General features: G+C 47.3%; 20 protein-coding genes and 1 riboswitch. Of the genes, 12 read left to right on the plus strand and 8 right to left on the minus strand.

The annotated features are described in order from the left end of the window. The first annotated feature begins 83 nt into the window (after nt 1–83). From A1359_RS09075 to A1359_RS09085, 3 genes are all read left to right on the plus strand, one after another. The gene (locus A1359_RS09075) at nt 84–1,154 is read left to right on the plus strand and encodes a FecR family protein (protein WP_066981267.1); all 1,071 of its coding nucleotides are present in this window, start codon (nt 84–86) and stop codon (nt 1,152–1,154) included. A 202-nt stretch (nt 1,155–1,356) separates the two neighbouring features. Beyond that, a complete protein-coding gene (locus A1359_RS09080; RefSeq protein WP_157200511.1) occupies nt 1,357–3,813 on the plus strand; it encodes a TonB-dependent siderophore receptor in 2,457 nt (818 codons plus the stop codon). Nucleotides 3,814–3,957: 144 nt separating this feature from the next. Then, nucleotides 3,958–4,037, plus strand: a riboswitch (cyclic di-GMP riboswitch). An 81-nt stretch (nt 4,038–4,118) separates the two neighbouring features. Further along, entirely contained in the window at nt 4,119–4,946 is an 828-nt protein-coding gene (locus A1359_RS09085; RefSeq protein WP_066981269.1) for a hypothetical protein, read from the plus strand. A gap of 674 nt (nt 4,947–5,620) precedes the next feature. Here the strand turns inward: A1359_RS09085 and uvrB are convergent. Next, nucleotides 5,621–7,627 carry an excinuclease ABC subunit UvrB gene (gene uvrB / locus A1359_RS09090; protein ID WP_066981345.1) on the minus strand — a complete coding sequence of 669 codons (2,007 nt, stop codon included), beginning with the start codon at nt 7,625–7,627 and terminating at the stop codon, nt 5,621–5,623. 185 nt (nt 7,628–7,812) lie between these two features. On the opposite strand from uvrB, the gene A1359_RS09095 reads away from it, so the two are divergent. Continuing rightward, on the plus strand, nt 7,813–8,322 hold the full coding sequence (locus A1359_RS09095) for a putative metalloprotease CJM1_0395 family protein (RefSeq protein ID WP_066981272.1): 510 nt from the start codon (nt 7,813–7,815) through the stop codon (nt 8,320–8,322). 6 nt (nt 8,323–8,328) lie between these two features. On the opposite strand, the gene A1359_RS09100 is transcribed toward A1359_RS09095, so the two are convergent. Next, on the minus strand, nt 8,329–8,595 hold the full coding sequence (locus A1359_RS09100; protein WP_232322166.1) for a PilZ domain-containing protein: 267 nt from the start codon (nt 8,593–8,595) through the stop codon (nt 8,329–8,331). A 313-nt stretch (nt 8,596–8,908) separates the two neighbouring features. Here A1359_RS09100 and mrcB point away from each other — a divergent pair, with 313 nt between their 5' ends. From mrcB to A1359_RS09135, 7 genes are all read left to right on the plus strand, one after another. Next, nucleotides 8,909–11,242 carry a penicillin-binding protein 1B gene (mrcB, locus tag A1359_RS09105; protein ID WP_066981278.1) on the plus strand — a complete coding sequence of 778 codons (2,334 nt, stop codon included), beginning with the start codon at nt 8,909–8,911 and terminating at the stop codon, nt 11,240–11,242. Nucleotides 11,243–11,244: 2 nt separating this feature from the next. Continuing rightward, entirely contained in the window at nt 11,245–11,868 is a 624-nt protein-coding gene (lolA, locus tag A1359_RS09110; RefSeq protein ID WP_066981280.1) for an outer membrane lipoprotein chaperone LolA, read from the plus strand. Between the two features lie 298 nt (nt 11,869–12,166). Beyond that, on the plus strand, nt 12,167–14,194 hold the full coding sequence (locus A1359_RS09115; RefSeq protein WP_232322167.1) for a diguanylate cyclase domain-containing protein: 2,028 nt from the start codon (nt 12,167–12,169) through the stop codon (nt 14,192–14,194). Nucleotides 14,195–14,493: 299 nt separating this feature from the next. After that, entirely contained in the window at nt 14,494–15,246 is a 753-nt protein-coding gene (locus A1359_RS09120; protein ID WP_066981283.1) for a MotA/TolQ/ExbB proton channel family protein, read from the plus strand. Between the two features lie 2 nt (nt 15,247–15,248). Next, nucleotides 15,249–16,127, plus strand: a complete 879-nt coding sequence (locus tag A1359_RS09125) for a flagellar motor protein MotB (RefSeq protein ID WP_066981286.1) — start codon at nt 15,249–15,251, stop codon at nt 16,125–16,127. A 17-nt stretch (nt 16,128–16,144) separates the two neighbouring features. Further along, a complete protein-coding gene (locus A1359_RS09130) occupies nt 16,145–16,732 on the plus strand; it encodes a PilZ domain-containing protein (RefSeq protein ID WP_066981289.1) in 588 nt (195 codons plus the stop codon). A gap of 21 nt (nt 16,733–16,753) precedes the next feature. Further along, on the plus strand, nt 16,754–16,948 hold the full coding sequence (locus tag A1359_RS09135; protein ID WP_083960568.1) for a hypothetical protein: 195 nt from the start codon (nt 16,754–16,756) through the stop codon (nt 16,946–16,948). 126 nt (nt 16,949–17,074) lie between these two features. On the opposite strand, the gene A1359_RS09140 is transcribed toward A1359_RS09135, so the two are convergent. The 4 genes from A1359_RS09140 to A1359_RS09155 form a co-directional block, all read right to left on the minus strand. Continuing rightward, the gene (locus A1359_RS09140; RefSeq protein WP_066981294.1) at nt 17,075–17,920 is read right to left on the minus strand and encodes a PA4780 family RIO1-like protein kinase; all 846 of its coding nucleotides are present in this window, start codon (nt 17,918–17,920) and stop codon (nt 17,075–17,077) included. A 242-nt stretch (nt 17,921–18,162) separates the two neighbouring features. Next, the gene (locus A1359_RS09145; RefSeq protein ID WP_066981298.1) at nt 18,163–18,375 is read right to left on the minus strand and encodes a hypothetical protein; all 213 of its coding nucleotides are present in this window, start codon (nt 18,373–18,375) and stop codon (nt 18,163–18,165) included. Nucleotides 18,376–18,481: 106 nt separating this feature from the next. Beyond that, complete coding sequence (locus tag A1359_RS09150; RefSeq protein WP_066981301.1) at nt 18,482–19,321, minus strand: sulfurtransferase; 840 nt, start codon at nt 19,319–19,321, stop codon at nt 18,482–18,484. After that, complete coding sequence (locus A1359_RS09155; protein ID WP_066981304.1) at nt 19,322–20,302, minus strand: NAD(P)H-quinone oxidoreductase; 981 nt, start codon at nt 20,300–20,302, stop codon at nt 19,322–19,324. Between the two features lie 118 nt (nt 20,303–20,420). Here A1359_RS09155 and argC point away from each other — a divergent pair, with 118 nt between their 5' ends. After that, nucleotides 20,421–21,449, plus strand: coding sequence for an N-acetyl-gamma-glutamyl-phosphate reductase (gene argC / locus A1359_RS09160; protein ID WP_066981307.1), 1,029 nt, complete (start codon nt 20,421–20,423; stop codon nt 21,447–21,449). A gap of 160 nt (nt 21,450–21,609) precedes the next feature. Here the strand turns inward: argC and A1359_RS09165 are convergent, their stop codons facing one another. Next, nucleotides 21,610–22,857 carry a DUF1501 domain-containing protein gene (locus A1359_RS09165; RefSeq protein WP_198159308.1) on the minus strand — a complete coding sequence of 416 codons (1,248 nt, stop codon included), beginning with the start codon at nt 22,855–22,857 and terminating at the stop codon, nt 21,610–21,612. A 13-nt stretch (nt 22,858–22,870) separates the two neighbouring features. After that, on the minus strand, nt 22,871–25,922 hold a 3,052-nt coding region (locus A1359_RS09170; RefSeq protein WP_066981312.1), incomplete at its 5' end, for a DUF1800 domain-containing protein.

The following is a 25,922-nucleotide window of genomic DNA, read 5'->3' on the forward strand; positions in this document are numbered from 1 at the left end:
ATCCAATCTATTTTATTGACTATCAGTAGCTGTTTTAGCGGTTCAAACGTTTTAACCAATATAACTCCAAATTGAATTCCAAAATGCTTTCTGATTTAAATGACGCAAAGTTACCCGACCTCAAGCAACAGGCTATCGATTGGTTGGTTCGCTTGCGTGATGAAAATATCAGCGACGCCGAAATAAATGCCTTTGCCGATTGGCTGGCCGAGGACTATCACCATTCGGAAGCGTTTGCCTCTGCAGAAGACTTATTTAATGACATGGTGCTTGCGGCTTCAAGCGTTTCTGCGTCTACTCAGCATGCTATCAATACGCCCGAAACTATGACCAACGTCGTTAGTTTAAGCCGGGTATCGTCAAAGCCGGCTAAAAGCCAGTCCAGCAAACTCGCCGTTCGCGCCGGACATTGGCTGCCGGCAATGCTTGCTGTGGCAGCTGTCTGGCTGTTTTCTGTGATCTTGGTTATGCCGGAAAATTCGTATCCGCTAGAAAGGTTATTAAGTGATTACTATACCGTCACTGGAGAATTGCGCAGCATACAATTGGCCGACGGTAGCCGCCTGCTGCTGAATACCAATAGCGCGGTTTCCATCAATTACGACGACGTAAAACGGCAAGTTATTTTACATCATGGACAGGTCAGATTTACCGTAGCCAAGGACAGTCTGCGCCCATTTGAAGTTAAGGTGGATGACATGAATATAACGGCTCTTGGGACAGTATTTGATGTCTTGCGAACCGACCCCAAAGCAACCAGTGTGACCGTTCAGCAGCACGCGGTCAGCGTCAATCTTCTGAGTGGTGAGCATGTTCAGAAAACTCTTGCCGGTGTATATGTACAAGAAGGGCAACAGTTACGCTATCGGCACGATGGTATTTTATCCGCAGCTCAACCGATTGAGCTTGAGCAGGCCACCGCTTGGCAGCAGCACCGTCTTTTAATTAACGATCGTCCGCTCGGTGAGTTAATTAGCGAGCTCAATCGATATCGAGTAGGGCGCATATTCCTGTCGGATGCGCAATTGAGCAAGCTTCGGGTAACTGGCGTTTTCTCGCTTGATAAACCGGACGATATTCTGCGTTCGGTTTGTAATGTACTGAATTTGCAAGAAACTCATCTAAGTGATTGGTGGATTTTATTGCATCGTTGAGAAGGCTGCTCCAAAACTTAGCCGATCTTGTCTGCATGTGTTTCGGTTAAGCCACTGCAGTTTTTAGTCATTTGTATTTCACAGGGATGATTTTGTATAAAAAAGCCAACACATTGCGTAGCGCTTAGGATTTGCTGGGATGGGATGTTCGGCTTGTATTTATTTAGCTGGCTTTTTAACTAAAGCCACAATTGTCAGGAAGATGACAGGCGGCCTATGGGTGGTTGCGCAAAAAATAGGGTTGATCGTGGCTTTTGTGCTTGGTGTTGGTGTCTCGCCAGCCGTTTTCGCCGCGCAGCAAGCCATTGAATACAATATTCCCGCACAAAGTCTGAATAATGCCTTGATCAAGTTTGCCGCCGAGGCAAATCTGGCGTTGATTTTCTCGGCGGATATGGTTCGCGGCATCCAGGTTGAGGCATTAAACGGCCTGATGACGGCAGAGCAAGCGTTGAACAGCTTGCTAAAAAATACGGGATTCAGCTATCGCTTTGTTGATGCCAACACCGTAACTTTGACGCAGAGCGAAGCTGCCGCCCTGCCATCGTTTGAGCCTGTCCCGCCGACAATCATGGACTCAGTGACGGTACTTGGCGACACCGCCAGCGGTTACGACGCAGTAATCGGCAGCTTAATTCAGGACCAAGACCCCAAAAGCTATCGGGCCAGCGATGCCATCACCGCGACTCGTACCGATACACCGGTCAAACAAATTCCCCAATCCATACAAACCATCAAACGTTCGTTGATTGATGATCAGCAAAATATTACCGTCAGCGAAGCTTTATACAATGTCAGTGGTGTAGTGCCGCGCCAGATATTGTATGCCCCTGTGATTGAAGGCACTTTGGTACGCGGCTTCAGAGCGGAGCAGTTGCTGGATGGTTTTAACCAATATTACAATCCCGGCGATCGGGAAAGCATGGTTAACCTGGAGCGGATAGAAGTACTGAAAGGCTCGAATGCGGTGTTGTATGGCGGTGGTTCGGGTTCGCCGGTGGGCGGCGTGGTTAATCTGATATCTAAATTGCCCAAAGCCGAGGCAGCGACCGAAATGGGCTTCAAAATGGGTAGCTATGAATTCTATCAACCTTATTTCGACTGGAACCAGCCGCTGACGGATGACTTGTTATTTCGTATGACGGGCGAATATACCGACTCAGCCAGTTATGTGAATGTTATTCAAACTCAGCGATTTAACATCAACCCAACGCTGGTCTTTACCAATCACCATACCACTACGCTCATCCTGCAAGGTAAAGTCTCACGTTGGGAGCAGCCCGATTATCAAGGCCTGCCGGCAACCGGCACTCTGGCAGGTGACTTTCGCATTCATCCAGCGACCTTTGTCGGCCCCACCGACATTCCTGACAGTTATTCAAACTCTGATAGCGTTTGGGGGGCGCTGGACCACAAAATCAATGCCGTCTGGTCGTTGAGTTTTAAAGCCCGTTACGCGTATTCCGAATTCGACGAGAAAGTGCAAAGCCTGTTTGGTCGTGATGGCTTTGTGGCGGACTCGCCGTTAATGCCGCCTTCCACATGGGCGCTGGCTAATGTGGAATTGTTTCAGCGCCAGAAACAGTTCAGCGTGCTGGGGAACACGCTGGCAACGTTCGAAATCGGCCCCAGCGAGAATACTCTGTTGTTTGGCGCCGATTACAGCGAGCTGGACGATCAAGGGTTTATCAATGCCGGTTTTGGCCGGTATGGACTAGGCGTAGGCACGGTGGATTTGCAGGCACCGGAATTTCCGGTGGCATTCAACACTCCTGGCACATCAATCAACAGCCCGTCTGTTAAGAACACCACTTACGGTGGTTATGTGCAGTTGCAAAGCTCTTTTTACAAGCGCTTTCATCAATTGTTTAGTCTCAGGCTGGGCAGTCTTGAAATCGATTTCCAGGATAAAACCAGCGGCGGGGCAGCCAAAACCCAAACGCTCAAACCGTTACCGCGTGTCGGTGGTGTATTTGATGTCACCGATGCTGTTTCTGTCTTCGCCAGTTATAGCGAAGGCATGCGCGGCCAGTCGTTCGTGAATTTTTCCGGGCCACCGCAGCCGGAATTGTCTCGGCAAATCGAGGCAGGTCTCAAGTTCGATTTCTCCGGCGAATTGAGTGGACAGATGGCGGTTTATCAAATTGATCGCAGTAACGTAGCGGTGACAGATATCCAGGACCCTGGTTTACGCTCAATCGCCGCTGGACAGCAACGTTCGCGCGGTTTTGAAACAGATTTGATTTGGCAGCCCTATGAAGAAATCGGTGTGCTTGCCAATTACGCCCACACGCAGGCAGAGTTTACTGATGATCTGGCCGGCGTGTCGGCCGGCAACCAGCTGGCCATGGTGCCCGAAAATTCGGGCCGGCTGTGGGCTAATTACCGCTTTCAACAGTCCGCATTGAAAGGCTTGAATGTGGGGTTTGGGGTTTATCTCCGCACCGGCGCCTACCTGTCCAACGATAATGCGTTCAAAACCGGCGGCTACCATAGTTTCGATGCCGCCATTGCCTACGAAACCCAACAATTCAAACTGGCGACCACAGTTAAAAACCTCACCGGTGAAGACTACTTTCAACCTTACGGTTACTTTACTGGTCGTGTTGTGCCCGCCAGCGGTGCATCGGTGTTTGTATCGGTGGCAGTGAAATTTTAGAACGGGGTTGTTTTTACCGAGATATGACGCTTTTTGAAAAGTTTTTTCTTACTTTTGGTAGTCGTTTTTTGTGTTCGTACGGTTTAGTACTAGAAGAGTAATGGTTTCTGCAAACGGTTATGCCTTTCCCTATTAACCGGGAACCCTCTTCTTCGCCACATTCGTCGTAAGGCGGAGCCGGAAAGCCACGGGTCTTGGAATGATGAGACAGCCGAGCTGCCATTCAACGATAAGCCGAATCATGACCGGTAAATCGACAGATTGAATGCCTAAATTTGATGCCCACTTTTAATTTAAGGAAAAAAATGAACAATCACCAAGTGAAAACTCTGTTTGCGGCTTTAGCCGTTACAGTTGCATTGATACCAACCAGTGCGAGCGCTATTTCCCTGAGCGCAGCAACAGGCGGAACGTTTACATTTAACCTGGACAGTGCCGCGCTAGGAAACTATGTGGGTGGCAGTGCTTCGGGGACTAATAACTACTACCTATCCTCATTTGCCAATACCGCAGCTTCCGATCCCACGGTAGTCACAACTGCTGCTTTCTCTTCCACTATAGATGCGACGCAAATTTCAGCGACTAATTTGGTGCATGACCTTACCTCGGTTGGTACTGATCCAACCGGTCAGGCCAGCGGTCGGCATGTTAAAGCAACCACGGCAGGCTTTAGCATAGATTCAAGCACACTGGCTGGCGTTGCCGGTGAAAAGCTGGGTATGACCGGTATGCAAGGTTTTTATATTCCGGACTTCGGTGGCAACCCCAGCAAAATGTATACTGCCGATTTTTCGCTTCAGTTTGACTTTAACCGCGCCAGCAATGTCACATCAGCATCAGGGTGGTACCTGAATAATAATGCTGGATTCACTTTGGACACCTACGATTTAGCCAATTTAAATGTAACCGTTGACGATGCGAATAACTGGCTATTGACAGGCGACCTGTTGATGGCACCAGGTTTAGCCGGTATGCTTATGGGGCCCTCTTATACTGACGTAGGGGGGTTTCAGTTAGGAGTTGGTTCGTATGCGACATCCCCAGTACCTGTCCCAGCCGCAGCTTGGCTGTTTGGTGGCGGTCTGTTGAGCTTACTTGGGGCTGTGCGTAAAAAGTCCGTGGTTTCGGCATAATTTAAGTCAGACAGAAGGATGGCCTGGAGTTTATGCTTGTGCTGGCTCCAGGCACCTAAATCAGCAGCTGCTGATTTAGGTGCACTTTCCTCGTGCTTGGTCTTTTTTACTAATGGTTTCTTATTTTGTAAGGACTTCGTCGCCGATACGCCGGGTGTTGTTCTTCGCAGAGGACTATGTCCAGATGTTGGCTATTACATGCCACCATAGAGACTCCGCATCAAATGAGGTTGCAGGTTTTAATCTGACCCTAATCAAAGCTTAAGTGGTTTTTAAGTAACTCTGTATAGACTTTGCCAAAATTTAATAACTTGCGGAGTAATTATGCACAACTCGAATATTTTAACGGAACAAAATATCAGACATACAGGAATTGTCAGCAATGCATATGTCACAATTGATGGCATCGTCAAATATTGCATAACAGCTCCGCTGCTTGAGCTGCCTGTCGATTTTAAGGAATGGTATAAATCAACCTGTAGTAACTCTTCTCAACCTTGTCAAATCTAACTGCAAATGCTTGGTGTCGGTATGCTTTAGCCGAATGGCCGATGGCGGATAGTGCCATTCGGAGATGACTTTTTAAGAGCGTAAGCCAAAGTATCATGCAGAAACTTAACCAGTCCCTGCTAGTTTGAAAGATCCATATCTGCCTGGTTTTTTAAACTTGTCTATCAAATTACCATCTCTGCTTGCAATAATTTAATCTGATCTCTGACATGGGCCGCATCTTCAAACTCCAGATTTTTGGCATGCTGGTACATTTTTTCTTCCAGTTGTTTCAAAAGCTTGGCGGCTTGTTTGGGTGTCATGGCTTTGTATTCGCTGCCAGGCTCGGCGACTTTGGCGCGGGCGCTGGAGATAGAGCCGCCGGAGCCGGGGATTGCCAGTTCCAAAATGTCGGTGACCGATTTGAAGATGGTTTTCGGTTGGATGTTGTGTTCCAGGTTAAAAATAATCTGTTTGGCGCGGCGGCGTTCTGTTTCATCAATGGCTTGCTGCATGGAGCGGGTGATTTTGTCGCCGTAGAGGATGGCTTTGCCGTTGACGTTGCGGGCAGCGCGACCTATGGTTTGCACCAAGGACACCACGGAACGTAAAAAACCTTCTTTGTCGGCATCCAAAATTGCCACCAAGGATACCTCAGGGATATCCAAACCCTCACGCAGCAGGTTGATGCCCACCAGCACATCGAACACGCCCAGGCGCAAGTCGCGGATGATTTCCACCCGTTCCACGGTTTCTATATCCGAATGCAGATAACGGACCCTGATGTCGTGTTCCGTTAAATAGTCGGTTAAATCTTCCGACATGCGTTTAGTCAGGGTAGTGACCAGCACCCGTTCTTTCAACGCGGTGCGTTTGGTAATTTCGGAGAGTAAGTCATCTACCTGAGTGGTGGCTGGGCGTACCTCAATGAGTGGATCAACCAGACCGGTTGGTCTGACAACCTGTTCGACGATGGCGCCGGAATGTTCTTTTTCGTAGAGGCTGGGAGTGGCGGATACGTAAATGCGCTGGCCGCAGATTGCTTCGAATTCGTCAAATTTCAGTGGTCGGTTATCTAGAGCAGAGGGCAAACGAAAACCATATTCCACCAGAGTTTCCTTGCGCGAGCGGTCACCTTTATACATGGCGCCGATTTGTGGCACGGTGACATGGCTTTCATCGATGATGACCAGAGCATCCTTGGGCAGATAATCGAACATGGTCGGCGGCGATTCACCGTCGGCGCGACTGGATAGGTGCCGGGAATAGTTTTCGATGCCGGAGCAGTAACCCACTTCCATAATCATTTCAATATCAAATAGGGTGCGCTGCTCCAGGCGTTGGGCTTCCACCAGTTTGTGATTGTCGCGCAACTGCTGCAGGCGTTCGACCAGTTCAATCTTGATTTTTTCCACCGCGATTAATAACTGCTCACGGGGAGTGACGTAATGGCTTTTGGGGTACAGGGTAAAGCGGGCCATACGATGTAGTACTTCGCCGGTTAACGGGTCAAACATCGATAACCGTTCGATTTCATCATCGAACAGTTCGATGCGCAAAGCCTGTTCTTCCGATTCAGCCGGAAACACGTCGATCACTTCGCCGCGAACTCGGTAGGTGGCCCGTCGCAGTTCGGTGTCGTTGCGGGTGTATTGCATCTCGGCCAGACGGCGCAGGATATCACGCTGTTTGATCATGTCGCCGCGCACCAAGTGCAGCACCATTTTGAAATAGGATTCCGGCTCGCCCAGGCCATAAATCGCCGATACAGTGGCCACTACAATGGTGTCGCGCCGTTCCAGCAAGGCCTTGGTGGCGGATAATCGCATTTGCTCGATATGCTGATTTAATGAGGCGTCTTTGTCGATAAAGGTATCGGAAGCCGGGATATAGGCTTCCGGCTGGTAATAGTCGTAATACGATACAAAATACTCGACGCTGTTTTCCGGAAAAAACTCCTTCATCTCGCCATAGAGCTGCGCAGCCAGGGTTTTATTTGGAGCCATGATCATGGCCGGGCGCTGGGTTTGCTGGATCACATTGGCAATGGTAAATGTCTTGCCGGAACCGGTCACGCCCAGCAAAGTTTGATGCACTTCACCGTCATTGATGCCAGTCACCAATTTTTGAATGGCGGTTGGCTGGTCGCCGGCTGGTTGATAATGGCTTTGGATTTTGAAAGGTTTTTGCATGGTTTGGCCGGAATTCGAAGCAGATAGCGGTTCGGCTATTATGCCAGTTATAGCTGATTGGCTGATTTCCATGCGGCGTTTATCAGACATAAACCCTCTGAGTTAAGTCATTAAAGTTTTTTACAAATAGTCGCATTAGGGCTATATTCAAAAAATGTTTTTTGCGGAATTAGCCCGGCTTTGCCATGCAGATAACCAGCGTTGCCTATAACAACAGCCAATTAATCAATCGCTATCAAACGCAGACTAAATCTCAGTCTGCTGAAGGCGAGGGCAAAGTTGCGGCTGACAAAAGCCAAATTCAAGAATTCGATCCCAGGCAGCAAAGCGAAATCCAAGCCTTAAAAGATCGTGATCGCGAAGTACGCAATCACGAGCAAGCCCATGTGAGTGCAGCTGGCGGTATTGCCGTTAGTGGCGCCAGTTTTCAATTCGTCACCGGTCCCGATGGGCAGCGGTACGCTACTGGTGGAGAAGTAGGTATCGATACCTCGGCTGTTGCCAACGACCCGGCAGCCACACTGCGCAAAGCAGAAACCATCCGACGTGCTGCGCTGGCGCCCGCCCAGCCGTCGTCTCAGGATTATAGTGTGGCCAGCAAAGCTGCAGCAATGGCAAACAAAGCCAGTGTGGAGCTGCTGCGTGTACAACAAGGTTCAGCAGATAGTGGTTCTCAATTGGATGTCACTGTCTGATCCAGCTTAGGAAAACTCAACCCCAAAGCCTACACCGGCTTCTATTCGGACGACTTGTGTGCTGCGTATAGGTGCATCTTCAATTTCTGTGGTTTGCACTTCCACACTGGCTCCAAGCTCGGGTATTAAATCTGCTGGGCACATCAGAAATACGCCTGTTTCCGAAAAGTCCCGCATATCGGCAAAAAATTCTTCAGAGTGAGTTGGGGAGAATACTCTGATTTTTGCGCGGTGTTTGAGTCGCGGACATCGACGTTTATCATGTTCGTTCACGTCTTTCCTTATTAGTCATGATGAGTGAAGTGGCGTTCGCTAGACCGGAAGCCCTGAATTTGAGATTGCTTGAATTTAATATTATCTCTTGATGAGGGACTTGCCAACAATCAGAAGTCCTAATAGTAAGAAAAAAATCAGCGATGTCAAAATATTGCTTAATCAGATTGGCTGATTTGTCACCCCTTAATCATGCCTTAATCGCGGTAAAGCAGTATTTGGTGGATAATGGACATTAAATCTGAAATTTTCGATGGCTTTGGTAATGAGTTCTATATCATTTTCAGGCCTTTAAACCTGCTAACTTAAATACATGGCAAGAAGACCCACAACCCGAACCCGTAAAGCTCCCAGTCGACGCAGAAAAAATAAACCAAAATCGTCCTGGTTGTTAAAGTTGCTGATTCCGCTGCTGTTAGTGGGCGGCTTTTTGTTATCAAGTTACATCGGTTATTTGGACTACACCGTTCGAGAACAATTCGAGGGTAAGCGTTGGTCAATACCAGCCCGGGTTTACGCCTGGCCAGTCGAGCTGTATGCCGGCCTGGACTATTCCAGTCAAAGCTTTGAAGATTTGTTATTACAATTGCATTACCGCAAGGATGATCAGTTGGCTGGAGAAGGCGCCTATAGCCTGAAAGGTGGTCGGGTTAATGTTAAGACGCGAGCCTTTAATTTTGGCGATAAACCACAGGAAAGCCGTAGTATCAGCGTTAATTTCTCCGGCGGTGTGATTGCTGGGATTACGGATGCCAGTAACGGTACCGATGTGGCGATTGTGCGCATGGATCCGGTGCAGATTGGCAGCTTTTATCCGACCCGTAAAGAAGACAGGATTTTAATCAGACTGGACGAAGCGCCGACCAGCTTATTACAAGGATTATTTTCTACCGAAGATCGTGATTTTTATCATCACTTCGGTGTGTCACCCAAAGGTATTCTGCGGGCACTCTGGGCTAATGTAAAAGCCGGTGGCATGGTACAAGGCGGCAGTACCATTACCCAGCAATTGGTGAAAAACTTTTTCCTCACCTCCGAGCGCAGTCTGACCCGAAAAGTGAATGAGGCGCTGATGTCGTTAATTCTGGAATATCACTACAGCAAGGATGAAATTCTGGAAGCCTATCTGAATGAGATTTTTCTGGGTCAAGATGGTGGCAGCGCGGTGCATGGTTTTGGTTTGGCCAGTGAGTTTTATTTTGGCCAGTCCCTGAAAACATTAAATTTGTCGCAGGTATCAACCCTGGTCGCTTTGGTGCGCGGACCGTCTTATTACGATCCAAGGCGTAATCAGGAACGGGCGACAGAGCGACGAAACTTGGTGCTGGACTCAATGCAGGCAGAAGGTTATATCGATGCTCAACAAGTCAGCGAGGCAAAAAAACAAGCCTTGGGTGTGGCATCAGTTACTCATCGTTCGGCAAATCGATATCCCGGGTTCATTGACTTGGTCAGGCGGCAATTAAAACAGGAATACAAAGAAGAGGATTTAACCTCGGAAGGCTTGCGCATCCTCACCACGCTGGATACCCGTGTGCAGGATACACTGGAGCAATCGATAGCTAAAAAACTGACACAGCTGGAAAAAAGCCCGAAAAGCAATGACCTGGAAACGGCAGCCATTGTTACCCGCCGAGATAGTGGCGAAATTGTGGCTTTAGCTAGCGGTCGTGATAACAACGAATCCGGCTTTAATCGGGCGCTGGATGCCGTCAGACAGATAGGCTCATTGATTAAACCGGTGATTTATTTGACGGCACTGGAATATCCCGAGCGCTATACCATTTCCACTTCTATCAGTGACACTCGCTTGGCCATTCCAGCTGAAAGAGGTAAAACCTGGTCGCCGGATAACTATGATCACCGAGAGCATGGTGAGGTTGCTTTGCATACAGCGTTGACCAATTCATACAATATGGCGGCTGTCAGAATAGGCATGGATGTCGGTTTGAGCCGGATTGCAAATAACTTGAAAAATATGGGGGTCAGCAGGCCAATTGATCTTTATCCATCAATGCTGCTGGGTGCCTTTCCTTTGACGCCGCTGGAAGTTACCCAGATTTATCAAACTTTGGCAGGGGATGGTTATGCCACGCCGTTGCGCTCGATTAGAGCAGTCAATGCGGCAGACGGTAAAGCATTGCAAAGTTATCCCTACACTGTGCGTCAGGCGGTCGATCCGGCTGCAACCTTTATTACCAATACTATTTTACAAGATGTGATGCGGATTGGAACTGGGCGTTCAGCCTACAAATATATGCCAGCCGACATGAATCTGGTCGGTAAAACCGGCACCACCAATGAAATGCGCGACAGCTGGTTTGCCGGTTTTAGCGGCGATTATTTGTCGGTAGTCTGGGTAGGACGCGATGACAATAAACCCACCGGGTTGACAGGCGGTAGCGGTGCCCTACAAATTTGGGCAGAGCTGATGCGTCAAATAAGCAAGCAGCCCGTGCAGTTGATAGCACCAGACAATGTGCAGATGAAATGGATCGATTCAATAAGCAATGGATTGACCGCTGAAAACTGTCCCGATGCCCAATTGCTGCCTTTTGTCGATGGCTCCGAACCCAGTGCATACGCAGATTGCGGCTCCGCACCGGGTGCTGCTGAATCCTGGCTTAATAACTTAAATCCATTTTAATTATGATCAAAAAAATACTGAACACTCTCGTTATATTGGCAGCCCTCAGCGTTACTGCTTATGCGGATGAATCACCCATTAATCAACTAAAGGCTTTTTTAAAAGCCAGTGCCTCGCTATCAGCTGATTTTAAACAGGTGAGTTACAACCAGGCCGGGCAGGCAGGACAAAGCAGTTTTGGCCAGTTTTATCTAAGTAGGCCGGGTAAGTTCCGCTGGGATTATAAAATGCCTTTTGCACAGGAAATTGTGTCTAATTCCGACAAAGTCTGGTTTTACGATGCCGACCTGGAACAGGTTACCGTAAAACAACTGGATGATTCCTTGGGATCTACCCCGGCATTATTATTGACTGGTCAAGTCGATATCGATGAAAAATTTGTGCTGGAAGAGCAGGGGAATGACGATGACATGAATTGGATCAAATTATCGCCCAAAAACGAAGAAAGTGGCTTTAAATACATTTTGATTGGTTTGAATCATGGCCAATTGGGCGGTATGGAACTCAGTGATAATTTCGGTCAACTGACACGGATTTATTTTTCCAATATCAAACTTAACCCTAGTTTGGACGCAAGTCTTTTCAATTTCAAACCACCCAAAAATGTGGATGTGTTTGAAAATTAATCGCGGTTGTAGGGTATGAATATTGCTTAGTGCCGGGGGTATTTCCAAAACGAGTACCTATTACTCCAGTGCTCCGTGTGGGAATGTAGCCAGCCAAGTTAGTTCGGGGGTGGAAGCTTGAAACGACAAACGGCTCAGCAGGTTTATGCCGACACGCTAGCATTGGTTAAATAGTCTGCTTAACCACTGATTGGGATTTTAGTTTCATTTTGGGGATTACTGTTCTAAGGTTTAGGGCGATTCTATCGAGTCCGCCCCTGCAAAAAATAACGTAGCATAACCACAGAAAAGTGCCCAAATGAAACAATCTTTTCTATTACTTGCCTCCATCGCTATGAGCTTATCCGGTTTGGCGAGTGTCATTATGCTTAAACGTTTAACGCAAATCCTTTCGATAGTGCTGCTAGGTCTTAATCCGGCTTGGTCTGCTGAACAGGAAATGGAAGCGGTTACCCTGCAATTAAAGTGGAAACACCAATTTCAATTCGCCGGATACTACGCCGCCAAGGAAAAAGGCTATTATCGAGAAGTCGGGCTCGATGTTACGATTGTTGAGGCGACACCCGGTGTAGACCCGGTTCGGGAGGTGGTAGATGGGCACGCACAATTCGGCGTAGGTACCAGTGAGTTGATCCTGAATCACTATCACGGTGATGCCGTTGTGGTGCTTGGGGTTATTTTTCAGCACTCACCTTTGATTCTGATTACTTTGGCCGAATCCGGGCTGGATAATATCCACAAACTGGTCGATCGCAAGGTGATGATGGAGCCGAGCTCGGCAGAATTATTCGCCTATTTCTTTCAGGAAGGTTTTACCTCCAAAGCTTTTAGCTTGCAGCATCACAGCCTGGATTTAAACGATTTGTTATCCGGCAAAACCGATGCTATGTCGGTGTATGTGACCGACGAACTGTATCAAATCAAACAGCAAGGTTTAGCGATTAACCAATTCAGTCCGCGCATGAGCGGCATTGATTTTTACGGTGACAATTTTTTTACCTTGGCCGAGCAACTGGCACAACATCCGCAACGTGTTAAAGCATTTAGGCAGGCGACCTTACGCGGTTGGCTCTATGCGATGCAAAATCCTGATGAAATCGTGCAACTGATTTACGACCGCTATTCGCAACGCCACAGTATCGAGCATTTGCAGTTTGAGGCGAAAGCTATGCATGATTTGATGCAGCCGGAACTGATAGACCCCGGCTATATGAATGTTGGGCGCTGGCAGCATATCGTCGATACTTACCGGCAGCTTGGGCTGTTGCCAGCGGATTTCAATATTGAACACATGTTGTTTTTTCCAAACAGCGAACTTGACCTGGAAAAACTAAAAGCCACACTTTATTACGCCGCAGCCGGGTTGTCGCTGTTAGCTTTTCTGTCGGCAATTCTGTTCCGTTTTTATCGTAAAGCGCACATCAATGAAGCCCGTCTTAAAACCATGTTTGACCATGCGCCGCTGAGTTTGATTGTGCTTGATGCTCAAAACCGGATCCAAGGCTGGAATGCGCAAGCGGAAAAGACTTTTCTCTGGCGCACTGAGGACGTTTTGGGGAAAAATGCATCTATCATAATGTCACCGGCAAAACGTCATGAGGTCGAAAGAATTCTCGCCGAAGTACATGAACAGCGTGTCATCTCCCATACTAAGAGCACCAACATCAAACAGGATGGTAGTGAAATTTTATGTGAATGGTTGAACGCGCCGTTCAAAGACAAGCACGATCACTCGAACTTTATCATCTGCATGGCGCGCGATATCACCGAAGAAGCACGCATGGAAGAAGAACTGGAGTATGCAGCGCATTACGACACCCTGACCTCACTGCCAAACCGATCACTTATTCTTGAACAGTTGAAACAAGCGCTGGCGACTGCTGCGCGGCAAAAAACCAAGCTGGCCGTCCTATTTCTTGATCTGAATGGATTTAAGCCGATTAACGATACCTTAGGGCATGAAGCCGGTGATATCTTGTTATTGACGGTTGCGCAACGACTGCCCCAAGCCATCCGTGAATGCGACTATGCCGGTCGACTCGGAGGTGACGAGTTTCTGGTGATTTTGCAAGACATCGGTGCACGTGACAACGCCCAAAAAGTAGCCGGAAAATTGCAGGCATTGATTAGCCAACCTTGTCTGCTGAAGGGGCAAACTCTTTGTGTGAGCGCCAGCATCGGCATCAGCCTTTATCCGGATGATGCGATGGACATCAATACTCTGATTCATCAAGCCGATCAAAGTATGTATCAAGCCAAACAGGATTTTTCTAATAAAAAATTCGTCGAAAATGCAAATATCAATGACTTAGAGAGTCTGGGGTGACGAAGTTAGGTTAAACCATGCGGGTTCAAAAACGCAGTATTTCCCAGAAACAATTCCTGCTGGAACGACGATGTTTTGCACCAGGGATTTCAATTCGGGAGGTTACTCCAAAACAAATCCTAAATAGATCGAAATGAGGTCACATGGATGACTTTTTAGTCGTAGGATATTAGCATCCTCCGCGACATCCCAGGGCAATCTTGTTGCCTAAATCATCTGCAAATTGCTGCGTGAATTGACTAATTCGGCTATTCTTAGCGGATTTTGAAAAACAGTATTCCAATCAGAGAGGATAGCGCGTGGATATTGCAACAATATTTGGTTTTATTTTTGGTAATGCTATTATCGTCTGGGCGATTTTGTCTGGCGGCAGCATTATGTTGTTCATCGATGTGCCGTCTATTTTGATTGTGTTTGGTGGCACGTTTGGGGTTTCATTGATGCGTTTACCCTTAGCAGACTTCTTGCGCTCTTTTGGGGTTGCCGGAAGAGCCTTCGTGAACAAAAAAATCGATCCGAATATTTTGATAGAAGAAGCCGTAACGCTGGCCGATATGGCTCGCAAAAATGGCTTGCTGGCGTTGGAGTCTGCGGAAGTGACGGATGCCTTCATGAAAAAAGGCATCCGGCTTTGCGTCGATGGCTACAATCCTGAGTTTGTGCAAAATCTGTTGCAGCAAGATATCGACTTAATGGTGAGTCGTAATGAAGTGGGTCAGAATTTATGGAAAGGCGTCGCTGATCTGGCGCCCGCTATGGGCATGATTGGCACCCTGGTTGGTCTGGTTCAAATGCTGGCGAATATGTCTGACCCCTCTGCAATTGGGCCGGCGATGGCGGTTGCTTTGTTGACAACTTTATATGGCGCGATGGTTGCCAATGTATTCGCTTTGCCTATGATAGACAAATTGGCCAGCGTACTTACGTATGAAAAAGCGAATAAAGAACTGGTGAAAAACTTTATCGCTAATCTGCAGGAAGGTACCAATCCTAAGGTGCTGCGTACCTTGTTGAATACTTATGTTTCCGAGAAAAAACGGCAAGAGGATTGATGATGGCTGATTGTCCAAAATGTCCTCCAGTTGGGGCACCGATGTGGTTGGCAACCTTCGCTGACATGATGTCGTTATTAATGTGTTTTTTCATATTACTGCTATCCATGGCTAGTATGGATGTGCAGAAATTTAAACATGTTGCCGATTCTTTGAAAGAGGCTTTTGGCGTGCAGCGTGAAATTCAGGTTGATCAAATCCCTATGGGTACAAGTGTTATTGAACAACATTTTAGTCCGGGACAGACTCAGCCCACGCCATTAGATGAAATCCGTCAATCCACCCAACAGGAAAACGAAACGCTGGATCAGTCTCCTGAAGCGATGGAACGTGCCAAGCAGCAGTTAATCCAGGAAAAACTTGAGGAAATCGAGGCTGAAGCTGACAGCATCAGGAAAACTCTAAAGGCCGAAATTGAACAGGGTCTGGTGACAGTTGAAACCAAAGGCTTTAGGATCGTGATCCGTATTAATGAAAAAGGCTCTTTTGCGTCTGCCAGCGCTCAATTGCAGGCTGGCTTTGAACCTGTGATGAATAAAATCACCCAGTCGGTTGCTGAATCAGAAGGTAAAGTTATCGTTGCGGGTCATACGGACGATATTCCGATTAAAACTATTATGTATCGCTCGAACTGGGAATTATCATCATCTAGAGCGGTGACAGTGGCGCAATTTATGCTGGAAAAACATCAGATTGACCCTAATCGGTTTTTGATTGAAGGTCATGCTGATACGCATCCTTTGGTGCCGAACGATTCGCCACAAAACAGAGCTATTAATCGTCGGGTGGAGGTTGTGATTGCCCAAGATGAATCGCTTTTGAATCAAAACGGGCCGACGCCTGTCGTGCCAACCGATACTTTTTCAGATAAAAAACTTTAAGTTAGGAATTTTTAATCATGCTTAATGCTACAGCAGACAGACGGCGTTTTTTTAGAGTTGATGACACCATTAGCCTCAGTTATCAGTTGATTGACGAAAACACTGCTGCACAGGGACTTAAATCATCGGGTTATATGAATAGCGAATATTCATTGGCTGCTACGCTGGATGTGTTGTCGCAGGAGGCTATGCGCATCATGCAGCATCTGGAAAAACAAAACTCCGAGTTCTTGGAATTGTATAAAGTGCTGGATGCTAAAATCAATGTGATGGCCCAAGCTGTCATGTTTGTAGGTAGTAACGTTAACGCACAAGATTGCCAGGATGTGAATTTGAGCGCAGCAGGCCTAGCATTTCAACAACATACAGCTTTGGAACTAGGACAAAATTTGGCGATTGAAATGTATTTGCCTTCTACGCTAGCTTTGATTTTAGTGTACGGTAAAGTCATCAATTGTCAGGCTATTGATGCTGGGCAATATGTGATCAGTGTGATGTACACACAAATTCGTGAAGAAGATCAGGAGTTACTGATCAAGCATGTGGTGCGTAAGCAATGGCAACAGTTGCGCGAAAGCAAATCCAATGTTCAGGCTGAAGCATGATCAAAAAATCGTTGAATACCTATGAAACATTACCCTGAAGATTGTTCAGTTTGTAAAATGATGCGTAGCATGGCATTCACCGCCTTGGGTATGGGGCTGGGTGTGGGTGTCGCCTATTTGCTGGGTGCTGATAAGCAAAACATGGTGTATTCCGGTATCGTAGTTTCTACGATACTGGTTTTTGGATTACTCGGCAAAAACAAGAATAAATCCTAAGGGGATCGCAATTGCTGTCATCCCCTGTGCCTATATTCTATGTTTTGGGCGCATCAGACGAGAGGAGCATGTCAACAACGACAAGCTAAAAATAATGCATTGCTTCATTAATAAGTAGCCAGCTTTTTATAGCGCCTGTAAATACTGCTTTCTGGCCTCGTTTTCTTCACGAGCAGCATCAATCTCACGTATGACGCTCAATAGATCCGCCGCTTGAGTGTTTTCCTCAAATAAACCCGTCAGTTCAGTTTCAGGAAAGAGTTCGCCGCTTTGGTAACGTTTCCACATTTCCCGACCATAATCGGTAGTTAATAACTCAGGGGCAAATTGGCCGAAATAGGCTCTCATGTTGGCGACATCTCGCTCAAGCATCGCGCGGGCATTATTATTGCCAGCGGCATCCACTGCTTGAGGTAGATCAATAATGACAGGCCCCTGACTACCTACTAGCACGTTGTACTCGGACAAATCACCGTGAACCAAGCCATTGCACAGCATGCGAACAATTTGGCTGATTAGAAAGTTGTGGTAGGTTTTGGCCTGATCGGCTGTCAATGTCAGGTCGTTGAGTCTGGGCGCTGGATTGTCATCTGCGTCGATAACCAGCTCCATCAGCAAAACGCCGTCGATAAAGTTATAAGGTAGTGGAACTCTTACACCGGCATCAGTAAGTCGATACAAAGCAGTGACTTCAGCATTCTGCCAAGCCGATTCTTGTTCATGGCGACCATAACGACTGCCTTTCTCCATTGCGCGTGCTCGACGACTGTTACGTACCTTACGGCCTTCTTGATAGAGTACACTCTGACGAAAGCTGCGTTGGTCGGCCTCTTTGTATACTTTGGCGCAACAAATTTTATTGCCGCAACGTACCACGTAAACGGCTGCTTCTTTACCGCTTTTCAGGGAGCGGATAACTTCGTCAACGAGGCCGCTGTCGATTAAGGGTTCAAGTCTTTTGGGTGTTTTCATAGGCGATATTATGCCTTTTTCGGGATAAGATTGGTCGAAGATATAAAGACTAGTTTTTTTGGGGAGTTACACGTTGACCCATGTCGGGACTTACTGGGTCGAAATGATAGAGATGTAGGCGGGCTTTGTTGTTCAGGCGACTAAAGGGTTTGTTAAATCTGAATCTCTGCTGAAGATAATTCAAGAATCAGGCTTATCTCATGCTAGAGCAGAAAGTCTAATCAGGATAGGGGTTCTCAATATCAGCCGAGTGCTAGTTCATGTTCATCCAGAATCAGTTTTTCTTTTTCACCAGCATTTTTGCTATTGATTCTGCGGCCTGATTTATTTTGCCCTGTTAGTAGCTCTTGTATTTCAGCTGGCAGAACGCATTCAAATCCTAATTGGAAGTCTTCGTGATCGATTTCATATAATGAAAAGTCGTATATGGCTATTTTTTTAATCCAGTTGAACAAAACATTGCCTCAGAAAAAATTAGTGTAGTGGCAAGTTTAGATCAGGCACATGACAGAAGCATGACAAGACCAAGGCGTAAAAAGTGAGGCGCTGCCAACAAAATGTTTAAGCCACTGAGTGATTCTGGTTGGTGATCCATTCGCTCCAGGAGCCGGCGTAAAGTTTTGATCCGCCCAACCCCGCCACTTCCATCGCCAGCAAGTTATGGCATGCCGTGACGCCTGAACCGCACATATGCACGATTTGTGTGGGGTTGCGGGCGTCGGTTAAATCTTGAAATTGGCTTTTGAGTTGTAAGGGTGGTAAAAATAAGCCGGCTTTATCCAAATTTAATTGAAAAGGTCGGTTCAGTGCTTTAGGAATATGGCCTGCCACTGGGTCGATGGGTTCTTGCAGTCCCATAAAGCGCTCTGGTGTGCGGGCGTCTATAAGTGTGAAACTGTTGCTTGCCAGGCCGTTTTCTAGCTGAATTGCATTCAACCATTGTTTTTGATCCAGATAGCTGCGGAATGCGCAGGGTGTGATTTTCGGCAATACGGTGGTGATGGGGAGCTGTTGTTTCTGCCAGTGGCGAATGCCGCCATCCAGCACGGCGACTTGTTCATGGCCCATCGTACGCAGCAACCACCACATGCGTCCGGCAAAAGCCCCGCCGGCATCGTCATAGACTATGACTTGGCTACGATTATTTACGCCCCAAAGCCCCAGTTGTTTGCTGAAGCCGTTAAAGTCTGGCAGTGGATGACGACCGGTATAACTTTTTACTGAGGAAGACAGGTTTTGGTTCAAATCGGCATAACGCGCGTCGGGAATGTGACCTTGACGATAGGCTTTGCGGCCGGCAGTGCTGTCGGCTAGCGAGAAGCGGCAGTCGAAAATCACCCAGTCTGGGCGGTGGTAACTATCTGCAAGTTCAGCTGCGGAAATGAGTGTGGTATATGCCATTTAAACCTCCAAAATAATTTTGCCGAAATGTTGGTTGCCAGCCATGCGGGCGTGGGCCTGTTCGACATCGGCAAGCGGAAACACGGAATCGATGATGGGTTTTATCATGCCGTTCGCCAATAGTGGCCAAACTTTTTCCTGTAATTGATGGGCAATGTGTTTTTTGAAATTGTCGTCACGAGCGCGTAAAGTCGAGCCGGTGATGGTTTGTCGTTTGAGCATCATTTGCCACAGATTGATTTCGCTTTTAGCGCCGTTTTGAATGGCGATTTGCAGCAGTCGTCCTTCAGTGGCCAGACATTTTAAATTACGCGGAAAATAGTCGCCACCTATCATATCCAGAATAACGTCGACGCCTTTGCCATCAGTCTGCATATTAATCTGTTCGACAAAGTCCTGTTGTCGGTAATTGATGGCCGCATCTGCACCTAAATCAAGGCAGCGCTGGCATTTTTCATCTGAACCTGCGGTAACATAAACCTTATTGCCGAAGGCTTTGGCCAGTTGAATGGCGGTGCAGCCGATGCCACTGCCGCCACCATGAACTAATAAAGTTTCATTGGGCATCAGGCGTCCGCGTTGGAAGACGTTGCTCCAGACCGTGAACAAAGTTTCCGGCAATGCTGCCGCTTGTACAAAATTGAAGCCGTCTGGAATTGGCAAACAGCAAGCAGCGGAAGCCAGACAATATTCGGCATAGCCACCACCCGTTACCAATGCGCACACGGCGTCACCCACTTTAAAATGGTTACCGTTGCCGCCGACTTCCACAATGGTGCCGGCTATCTCCAAACCTAAAATAGGCGAAGCACCGGGTGGCGGTGGGTAAACACCCTGGCGCTGCATTAAGTCCGGTCGATTAATGCCGGCAGCTTTAACTTTAATTAATACCTGATGTGTTGCGGGTATCGGCGTTGGATATTCTTTGCAAAGCTGCAAGATATTGCCGGTTGGATTTGGAATTATTTCAATAGCTCGCATGGATATAGGGTTTTTAGTCGAGGCGATAGTCTTTATTATATGCAGCTTTATACTTCGTCAGGCGGGTGGATGTAATCACCAGTAGCGAAGCTTGTTAATATTTTCACGAGATTTACAAATGATACGTGCAGGCATTGTGGGCGGCACCGGCTATACCGGGGTTGAATTATTGCGGATATTGGTATTGCATCCGGCTGTGGAGCTGGCGGCGGTGACTTCACGCGCCGATGCCGGTATGCGAGTGGATAAACTTTATCCCAGTCTGAGAGGCTTGTGCGATGCGGTATTCACGCAGCCGGACATCGATAATTTACTGGGTTGCGATGTGGTTTTTTTCGCTACTCCCAACGGCACCGCCATGCAAATGGCTTCGGATTTGCTGGCGCACGGCATCAAAGTTATCGATTTATCAGCTGATTTTCGCATCAAGGATGTGGCTGAATGGGAAAAATGGTACGGCATGACGCATGCCAGTCCTGATTTGATTGGCGAGGCGGTTTATGGTTTGCCGGAAGTCAATCGCGTCGCCATTCAACAAGCTAGTCTGATTGCGTGTCCCGGTTGTTATCCCACTGCAGTGCAGCTAGGTTTTTTACCATTGTTGGAAGCAGGCGTCATTGATGCAGGTCAGTTGATCGCCGATGTTAAATCCGGTGTCAGCGGGGCAGGGCGTAAGGCGGAAATTTCGTCATTGATGAGCGAGACCGGCGAGAGTTTCAAAGCTTATGCTGTGGCGGGTCATCGGCATTTACCGGAGATTAAACAGGGGCTGCAACAGGCAGCATCTCACAAGGTTGGTTTGACGTTTGTGCCGCATTTGACACCGATGATACGCGGCATTCATGCTACCTTGTATGCAAGGTTAAATACTGACGTAGATTTGCAATCGTTGTTTGAACAACGTTATCAATTTGAAGCTTTCGTGGATGTTCTGCCAACGGGCGCACATGTCGATACTCGCAATGTGCGGGGCAGTAATCGCTGCCAAATTGCTGTGCATCAACCTCAAGGCGGTGACACAGTGGTGATTTTGTCGGTGATCGATAATTTGGTGAAAGGCGCATCCGGGCAGGCGGTGCAAAATATGAATTTGATGTTTGGCTTTCCTGAACAACAAGGACTGGAGACAGTAGCGCTATATCCCTGATTGACGGTTTTTTTGTACATCTACCTACGGTAACTCATAAAAGGTCGCATTACGACGCGACCGGTTGAGAGTCAGTCGAGACAAAAATCCTACGTCATTCGGGTAAGTTTATGTTTAGCAATCGCCTTGATTGTGTCGGTTACTGAATAGCGATGCCTTGTTAAGCCAAAAAACCAAGGGGTTGATATTGACTGCCGGGTAAAACAGTTGTCAGGCTAGCTGTATTATTTAAGTGCTTGGTCAAAACCTCTGCAAAAATATTCGTAAAATCGATCGAATGAGCCAGGTAACGCCCTAGATATAATTGCTCTGCAGAGAGTCCTGGCCACTCACCATAAATACCACCATTGACCTGTTGACCCAAGACAAACCAGCTCGATGCATTTCCGTGATCGGTCCCCAGACTGGCGTTTTGCTGAGCCGTTCTACCAAATTCGGTCATCGTGAGTATCACTACATCGTTCATATAAGTCGGACCCAAATCCCGGTAAAGTGCAGCAATCCCGTCAGAAAATTCCTTCAGTCGAGCAGATTGAGTACCCTGAGCGCCACCTTGATTAGCATGATTATCCCAACCCGTAATGTCGACTGCAGCTACTTCAAGCCCCGCGCGTGTTTTGATAAGTCGTGCAATGTCTGTTAACTGTTTGCCGTAAGCCGTGTCAGGATAGACGGCTGCGTTTTCAGGGGTGTAGGTTTGGTCCTTGTATTGGTCCAATAAAAATAAATTTTCAAGCGCTAATTCACCATGTTGTTTTAGCAATGAACGTGCTTTAAGAGCTGAGCTAACGGGCTGTCGATAAATGTCCGCCAGTTGATTCAATATTTCGTTATCTATTCCTGTAACCGGAGCTCCTATGGATTCTATGGAGGTGACGGATTTACTGCCTTTTAAGGCATGAGCCAAACCACCAAAACTGACTGCCCGCAAATCCTCGGTTGTCTGACTACTAAGCGACAAATAGCGATTTAGCCAGCCATCATCGGTTTTCATGCCGCCGATTCCACTTTCGATGAAATCCTGGCTGGAAAAGTGGGAACGGTTGCCGTTGGTATAATGAACTGTTGGCATAACGGCGAGATGGCCTTGTTGATAGATGTCGTGTAAAGATGACATGGCAGGATGTAGACCGAAAAAACCATCCAAATCCAACGTGGCATTCACCCCGGAGCCGGGTCTGGCTATAGCGATATCAGGCCTTAAGCGATAATATTCATCTTCGCCATGCGGTACAACCACATTTAGCCCGTCACATCCGCCCCGCTGAAAAATAACTACTAGTGTTTTGCCGGAGACGTTTTCTGCATAGGCTGTGCTCAAACCTGATAACAGGGTTCCGCCCGACAGCAGAGTACGACTCGCTAATGGTAAAGCTGCCAATCCAGTTAAAAATTTTCTTCTATTCATGGTCATGATCCTTTTACTGCAATTGGTAGGCAGGGGAGCTCAAAATGAGCGCGATTACCTTCCGTAATTTGGCATCAGCATCGATGGCGTGGATATCAAAGTTTTCACTATTATTGGCGGTTAATAATGCTTGCGCGGCGGCATATTCCATGGCGGTATAGTCGTGACTCAAAGTAAGTTCAAATAAGAAAGCCAACACGCCTTCGCTAGTTTCTATGCCTTTGTCGATAAAAAATTGCGCAGGTAACTCCCAATAGTTACGGTAGATAGAAGGTCTATTCGTCACCGCTTGTCCGGCAAATTGCCAGCGTTGGGTTAATTGTCCAGAGCTTACCCAGCGATCGGCTTGTTCGGGCCAACCGGTAGGTTCTGAAAAATAAAACAGATGCATATCCAATCCCTTTAACAAATTACGCGTATTGCCATAGTTAACAGTCACAGGTAATTGCCTGAACAATCCGCTGACAAATTCCAATGGAATTTTGACTTTGTTATGGAAATTGGAGGTATCCGAGAATGCCTGAGATCTTAAAATGCCTTCCAGCACCTGGGCAATTTGATTGTCCTCATCTGCATGGGCGATAAAATCATTCGCACAGCTAGCCACAGAAGCTTCAACGGGTTGATCTGTCACCAGCAACATTAGCAATTTGCTGCAAATATGTCTTGCGGTACCAGGATGAGAAGCTAGTAAATCCAATACCTGCTCTCCACCTTCCAAACCAGAACCGGCTGGAATCGTCTGGCCCAGGACAATTTTTTCACCGTCGTCATGCCGCCAAGGGGCAAAATCAAACAGCCGATTAGCAACACGCCAGCCGGTAAAGACTCGAGCGACTTCTGCAATGTCTTTCGTTGTATAGCCGTTGTCGACACCCAAGGTGTGCAATTCCATTAGCTCTCGGGCATAGTTTTCATTGGGGGCTAATTTTTGGCTTTGATGGTTATCCAAAAATAGCAGCATGGCCGGACTTTTGGCACTGGCGTCCAGTAAGTCTCTAAACCTGCCTAGAGCATGTGCTCTGAAAGCATTATTTTCAGCTAATTCAAAATCGTTGCCTGTTTTGCTACGATCAGTATTGAAATGGTTTTCCCAGAACCAGGTCATTACTTCCAGTAATTGCCTTTTGCTATAGCTGGCACGGGCAATTTGAGTATGCTGCAGCTTAATCATATCGTTGGTCTCGGGCTCAAGAACCCTGGCTAGATAGGCTTCGAAATCGCTATCGTTAATCAAGTTTGGCTGCAATTGCTGTTGTATGAACGCTTCTGCGCCCAAGCTACGCAATTCTTTAATCAATTCCGGCGTTGCGCCAAAAGTAATTCTGTTTAGCAATTGAGCCGCGCTTACAGGTTCGGTCATCACCGGTAGGACTAACTGTTTCTCGCTATGGTTACCGGCCCAGTCTTCTGCCGATAAGTCTACGGATACAGATTGTCCGCGGCTTAATTGGCTGACCGCCAAGCCCCAATGCCCGCTGGCGCCGATTTCCAATTCCCGATTTTTTTCGATAACGCCTCTGATAGGATCGGTAACTGTTACCAGCAGTGTTTTTACTGAGGTGTCGTCGGAAACACTACCAAATAGTGCAAAGCCGTGCTCATCGATTTGATCGCCTGTCTGATGAGATGACGCGTTGATTTCCGGCGGCTTGATGTCCTTAATAATCTTGAATTTTCTGGACAGCGAAGCGTGATTACCAACTTTATCGTAAGCCACGGCGGTCACCGTGACTAACTTTCCGGCCGTGACCATTTCCTTTGCTACATTGAAGCGCCAATCGCCTTTCACTAGATTAGCTGCAGCATTAAAAGTCCCCGCAACCGGATCGTTTAAAGTTAATTCGACTTTAGCGACCTGCTGGTTGTCGGTGACTTTCATTTGCAATTGAAAACCCTGACTGGCTACATTTGCATTGTTGGCAGGTATAAAGCTCACAAAAACCGGTGGTTTGTCATCCAGCTTATCCAGATCTTCCGGATCGACAGCAAAATCGATCCAGCCTTTACTGGAAAACCAAGGGCTGTAGTGATTTTTACTGTTACCGAATAAATTATTTGCTCTAACTACAAACAAACGTCCATCACCCAAACCAATCGGATCGAACCGGACTACCCCGGCGGTGTCGGTTAACAACGATTTACGCCAAATCAAGTTGCCCGTTGGGCCTTTTTCATAAAGTATTAAGCTTTGACCGGGTATTACCTCTCCGGTTTTGGCTTTGTGCAATTTAACCGCTACGCTACCCGCCAATAGTTGGAATGGGCCAGTTTTATCGATGTCTTTGGATTCTATCGTTGTACCGTAAGGGTTAGTTCGCAATACATAGCTGGAGCCACTGCCTAAGCCAGTTAAGTCAAAGTTGATTTGTCCTTGAGTATTGGTAGTTTTACGTTGGAACCAGCGTAAGGTTTGGTCCGGCAGGCGTTCGTAAGCTGTTACTTCAATATTCGCTAACGCATTGGCGTCCAGTGTATTCTGCATTTGTACATTCAGCAGCTTATTGCCCACAGTAAATTCAAATGTACCACTATTAACAATTAAAGAGCTGTTAACCCAGCGGCTGTCCAGTTTGGTTTGGGCTTTCATTACATACTTACGACCTTGTCCTAGTTTTGGTAAGTGCAAAGGTATATTGCCGTTTTGATCTGTTGGCACCCTGGTAAACCACAATAAGCTGCCATCTATCATCTCTTCCATCACTGTAATGTCTTGGCCTGCTATGGCTTGATCATTGGCACCATCAATCACTTTTACCAATAAATTTCCAACTTTGAATGCCATGTCACCTGTTTGAGTTATGTCGTCGGAAAATACCGTGCCGGAGCCAAAAAGCTGTTGGGTACGCAATACATACACACTATCGACCCCGAGCCCTGGCAAATCCAGACTTAACTGCCCATTCGCATCGGTGTTTAAGGTGCGGATGCCCTTCAGGCTACCGTCGGCTTCACGGCGTAAGATACCTATCGCCTGATTGGCTAGCGGCGTATTGCTGATACCGTCAGTGACGGTGACATTCAGGAGTTGATTGCCAATGACGAAGTTGATTAGACCGGCCTGA

Source organism: Methylomonas lenta, from assembly GCF_001644015.1.
In the GTDB taxonomy this organism is placed as follows: domain Bacteria; phylum Pseudomonadota; class Gammaproteobacteria; order Methylococcales; family Methylomonadaceae; genus Methylomonas; species Methylomonas lenta.

What these genes read in the sequence shown, in the direction of transcription:
- A1359_RS09095 (WP_066981272.1), top strand. Translation starts at nt 7,813, where the DNA reads ATGCAGATAACCAGCGTTGCCTATAACAACAGCCAATTAATCAATCGC.
- uvrB (WP_066981345.1), bottom strand. Translation starts at nt 7,627, where the DNA reads ATGCAAAAACCTTTCAAAATCCAAAGCCATTATCAACCAGCCGGCGAC.
- A1359_RS09085 (WP_066981269.1), top strand. Translation starts at nt 4,119, where the DNA reads ATGAACAATCACCAAGTGAAAACTCTGTTTGCGGCTTTAGCCGTTACA.
- A1359_RS09080 (WP_157200511.1), top strand. Translation starts at nt 1,357, where the DNA reads ATGACAGGCGGCCTATGGGTGGTTGCGCAAAAAATAGGGTTGATCGTG.
- A1359_RS09130 (WP_066981289.1), top strand. Translation starts at nt 16,145, where the DNA reads ATGCTTAATGCTACAGCAGACAGACGGCGTTTTTTTAGAGTTGATGAC.
- A1359_RS09135 (WP_083960568.1), top strand. Translation starts at nt 16,754, where the DNA reads ATGAAACATTACCCTGAAGATTGTTCAGTTTGTAAAATGATGCGTAGC.
- A1359_RS09150 (WP_066981301.1), bottom strand. Translation starts at nt 19,321, where the DNA reads ATGGCATATACCACACTCATTTCCGCAGCTGAACTTGCAGATAGTTAC.
- A1359_RS09140 (WP_066981294.1), bottom strand. Translation starts at nt 17,920, where the DNA reads ATGAAAACACCCAAAAGACTTGAACCCTTAATCGACAGCGGCCTCGTT.
- lolA (WP_066981280.1), top strand. Translation starts at nt 11,245, where the DNA reads ATGATCAAAAAAATACTGAACACTCTCGTTATATTGGCAGCCCTCAGC.
- A1359_RS09165 (WP_198159308.1), bottom strand. Translation starts at nt 22,857, where the DNA reads ATGAATAGAAGAAAATTTTTAACTGGATTGGCAGCTTTACCATTAGCG.
- A1359_RS09155 (WP_066981304.1), bottom strand. Translation starts at nt 20,302, where the DNA reads ATGCGAGCTATTGAAATAATTCCAAATCCAACCGGCAATATCTTGCAG.
- mrcB (WP_066981278.1), top strand. Translation starts at nt 8,909, where the DNA reads ATGGCAAGAAGACCCACAACCCGAACCCGTAAAGCTCCCAGTCGACGC.
- A1359_RS09115 (WP_232322167.1), top strand. Translation starts at nt 12,167, where the DNA reads ATGAAACAATCTTTTCTATTACTTGCCTCCATCGCTATGAGCTTATCC.
- A1359_RS09125 (WP_066981286.1), top strand. Translation starts at nt 15,249, where the DNA reads ATGGCTGATTGTCCAAAATGTCCTCCAGTTGGGGCACCGATGTGGTTG.
- A1359_RS09075 (WP_066981267.1), top strand. Translation starts at nt 84, where the DNA reads ATGCTTTCTGATTTAAATGACGCAAAGTTACCCGACCTCAAGCAACAG.
- argC (WP_066981307.1), top strand. Translation starts at nt 20,421, where the DNA reads ATGATACGTGCAGGCATTGTGGGCGGCACCGGCTATACCGGGGTTGAA.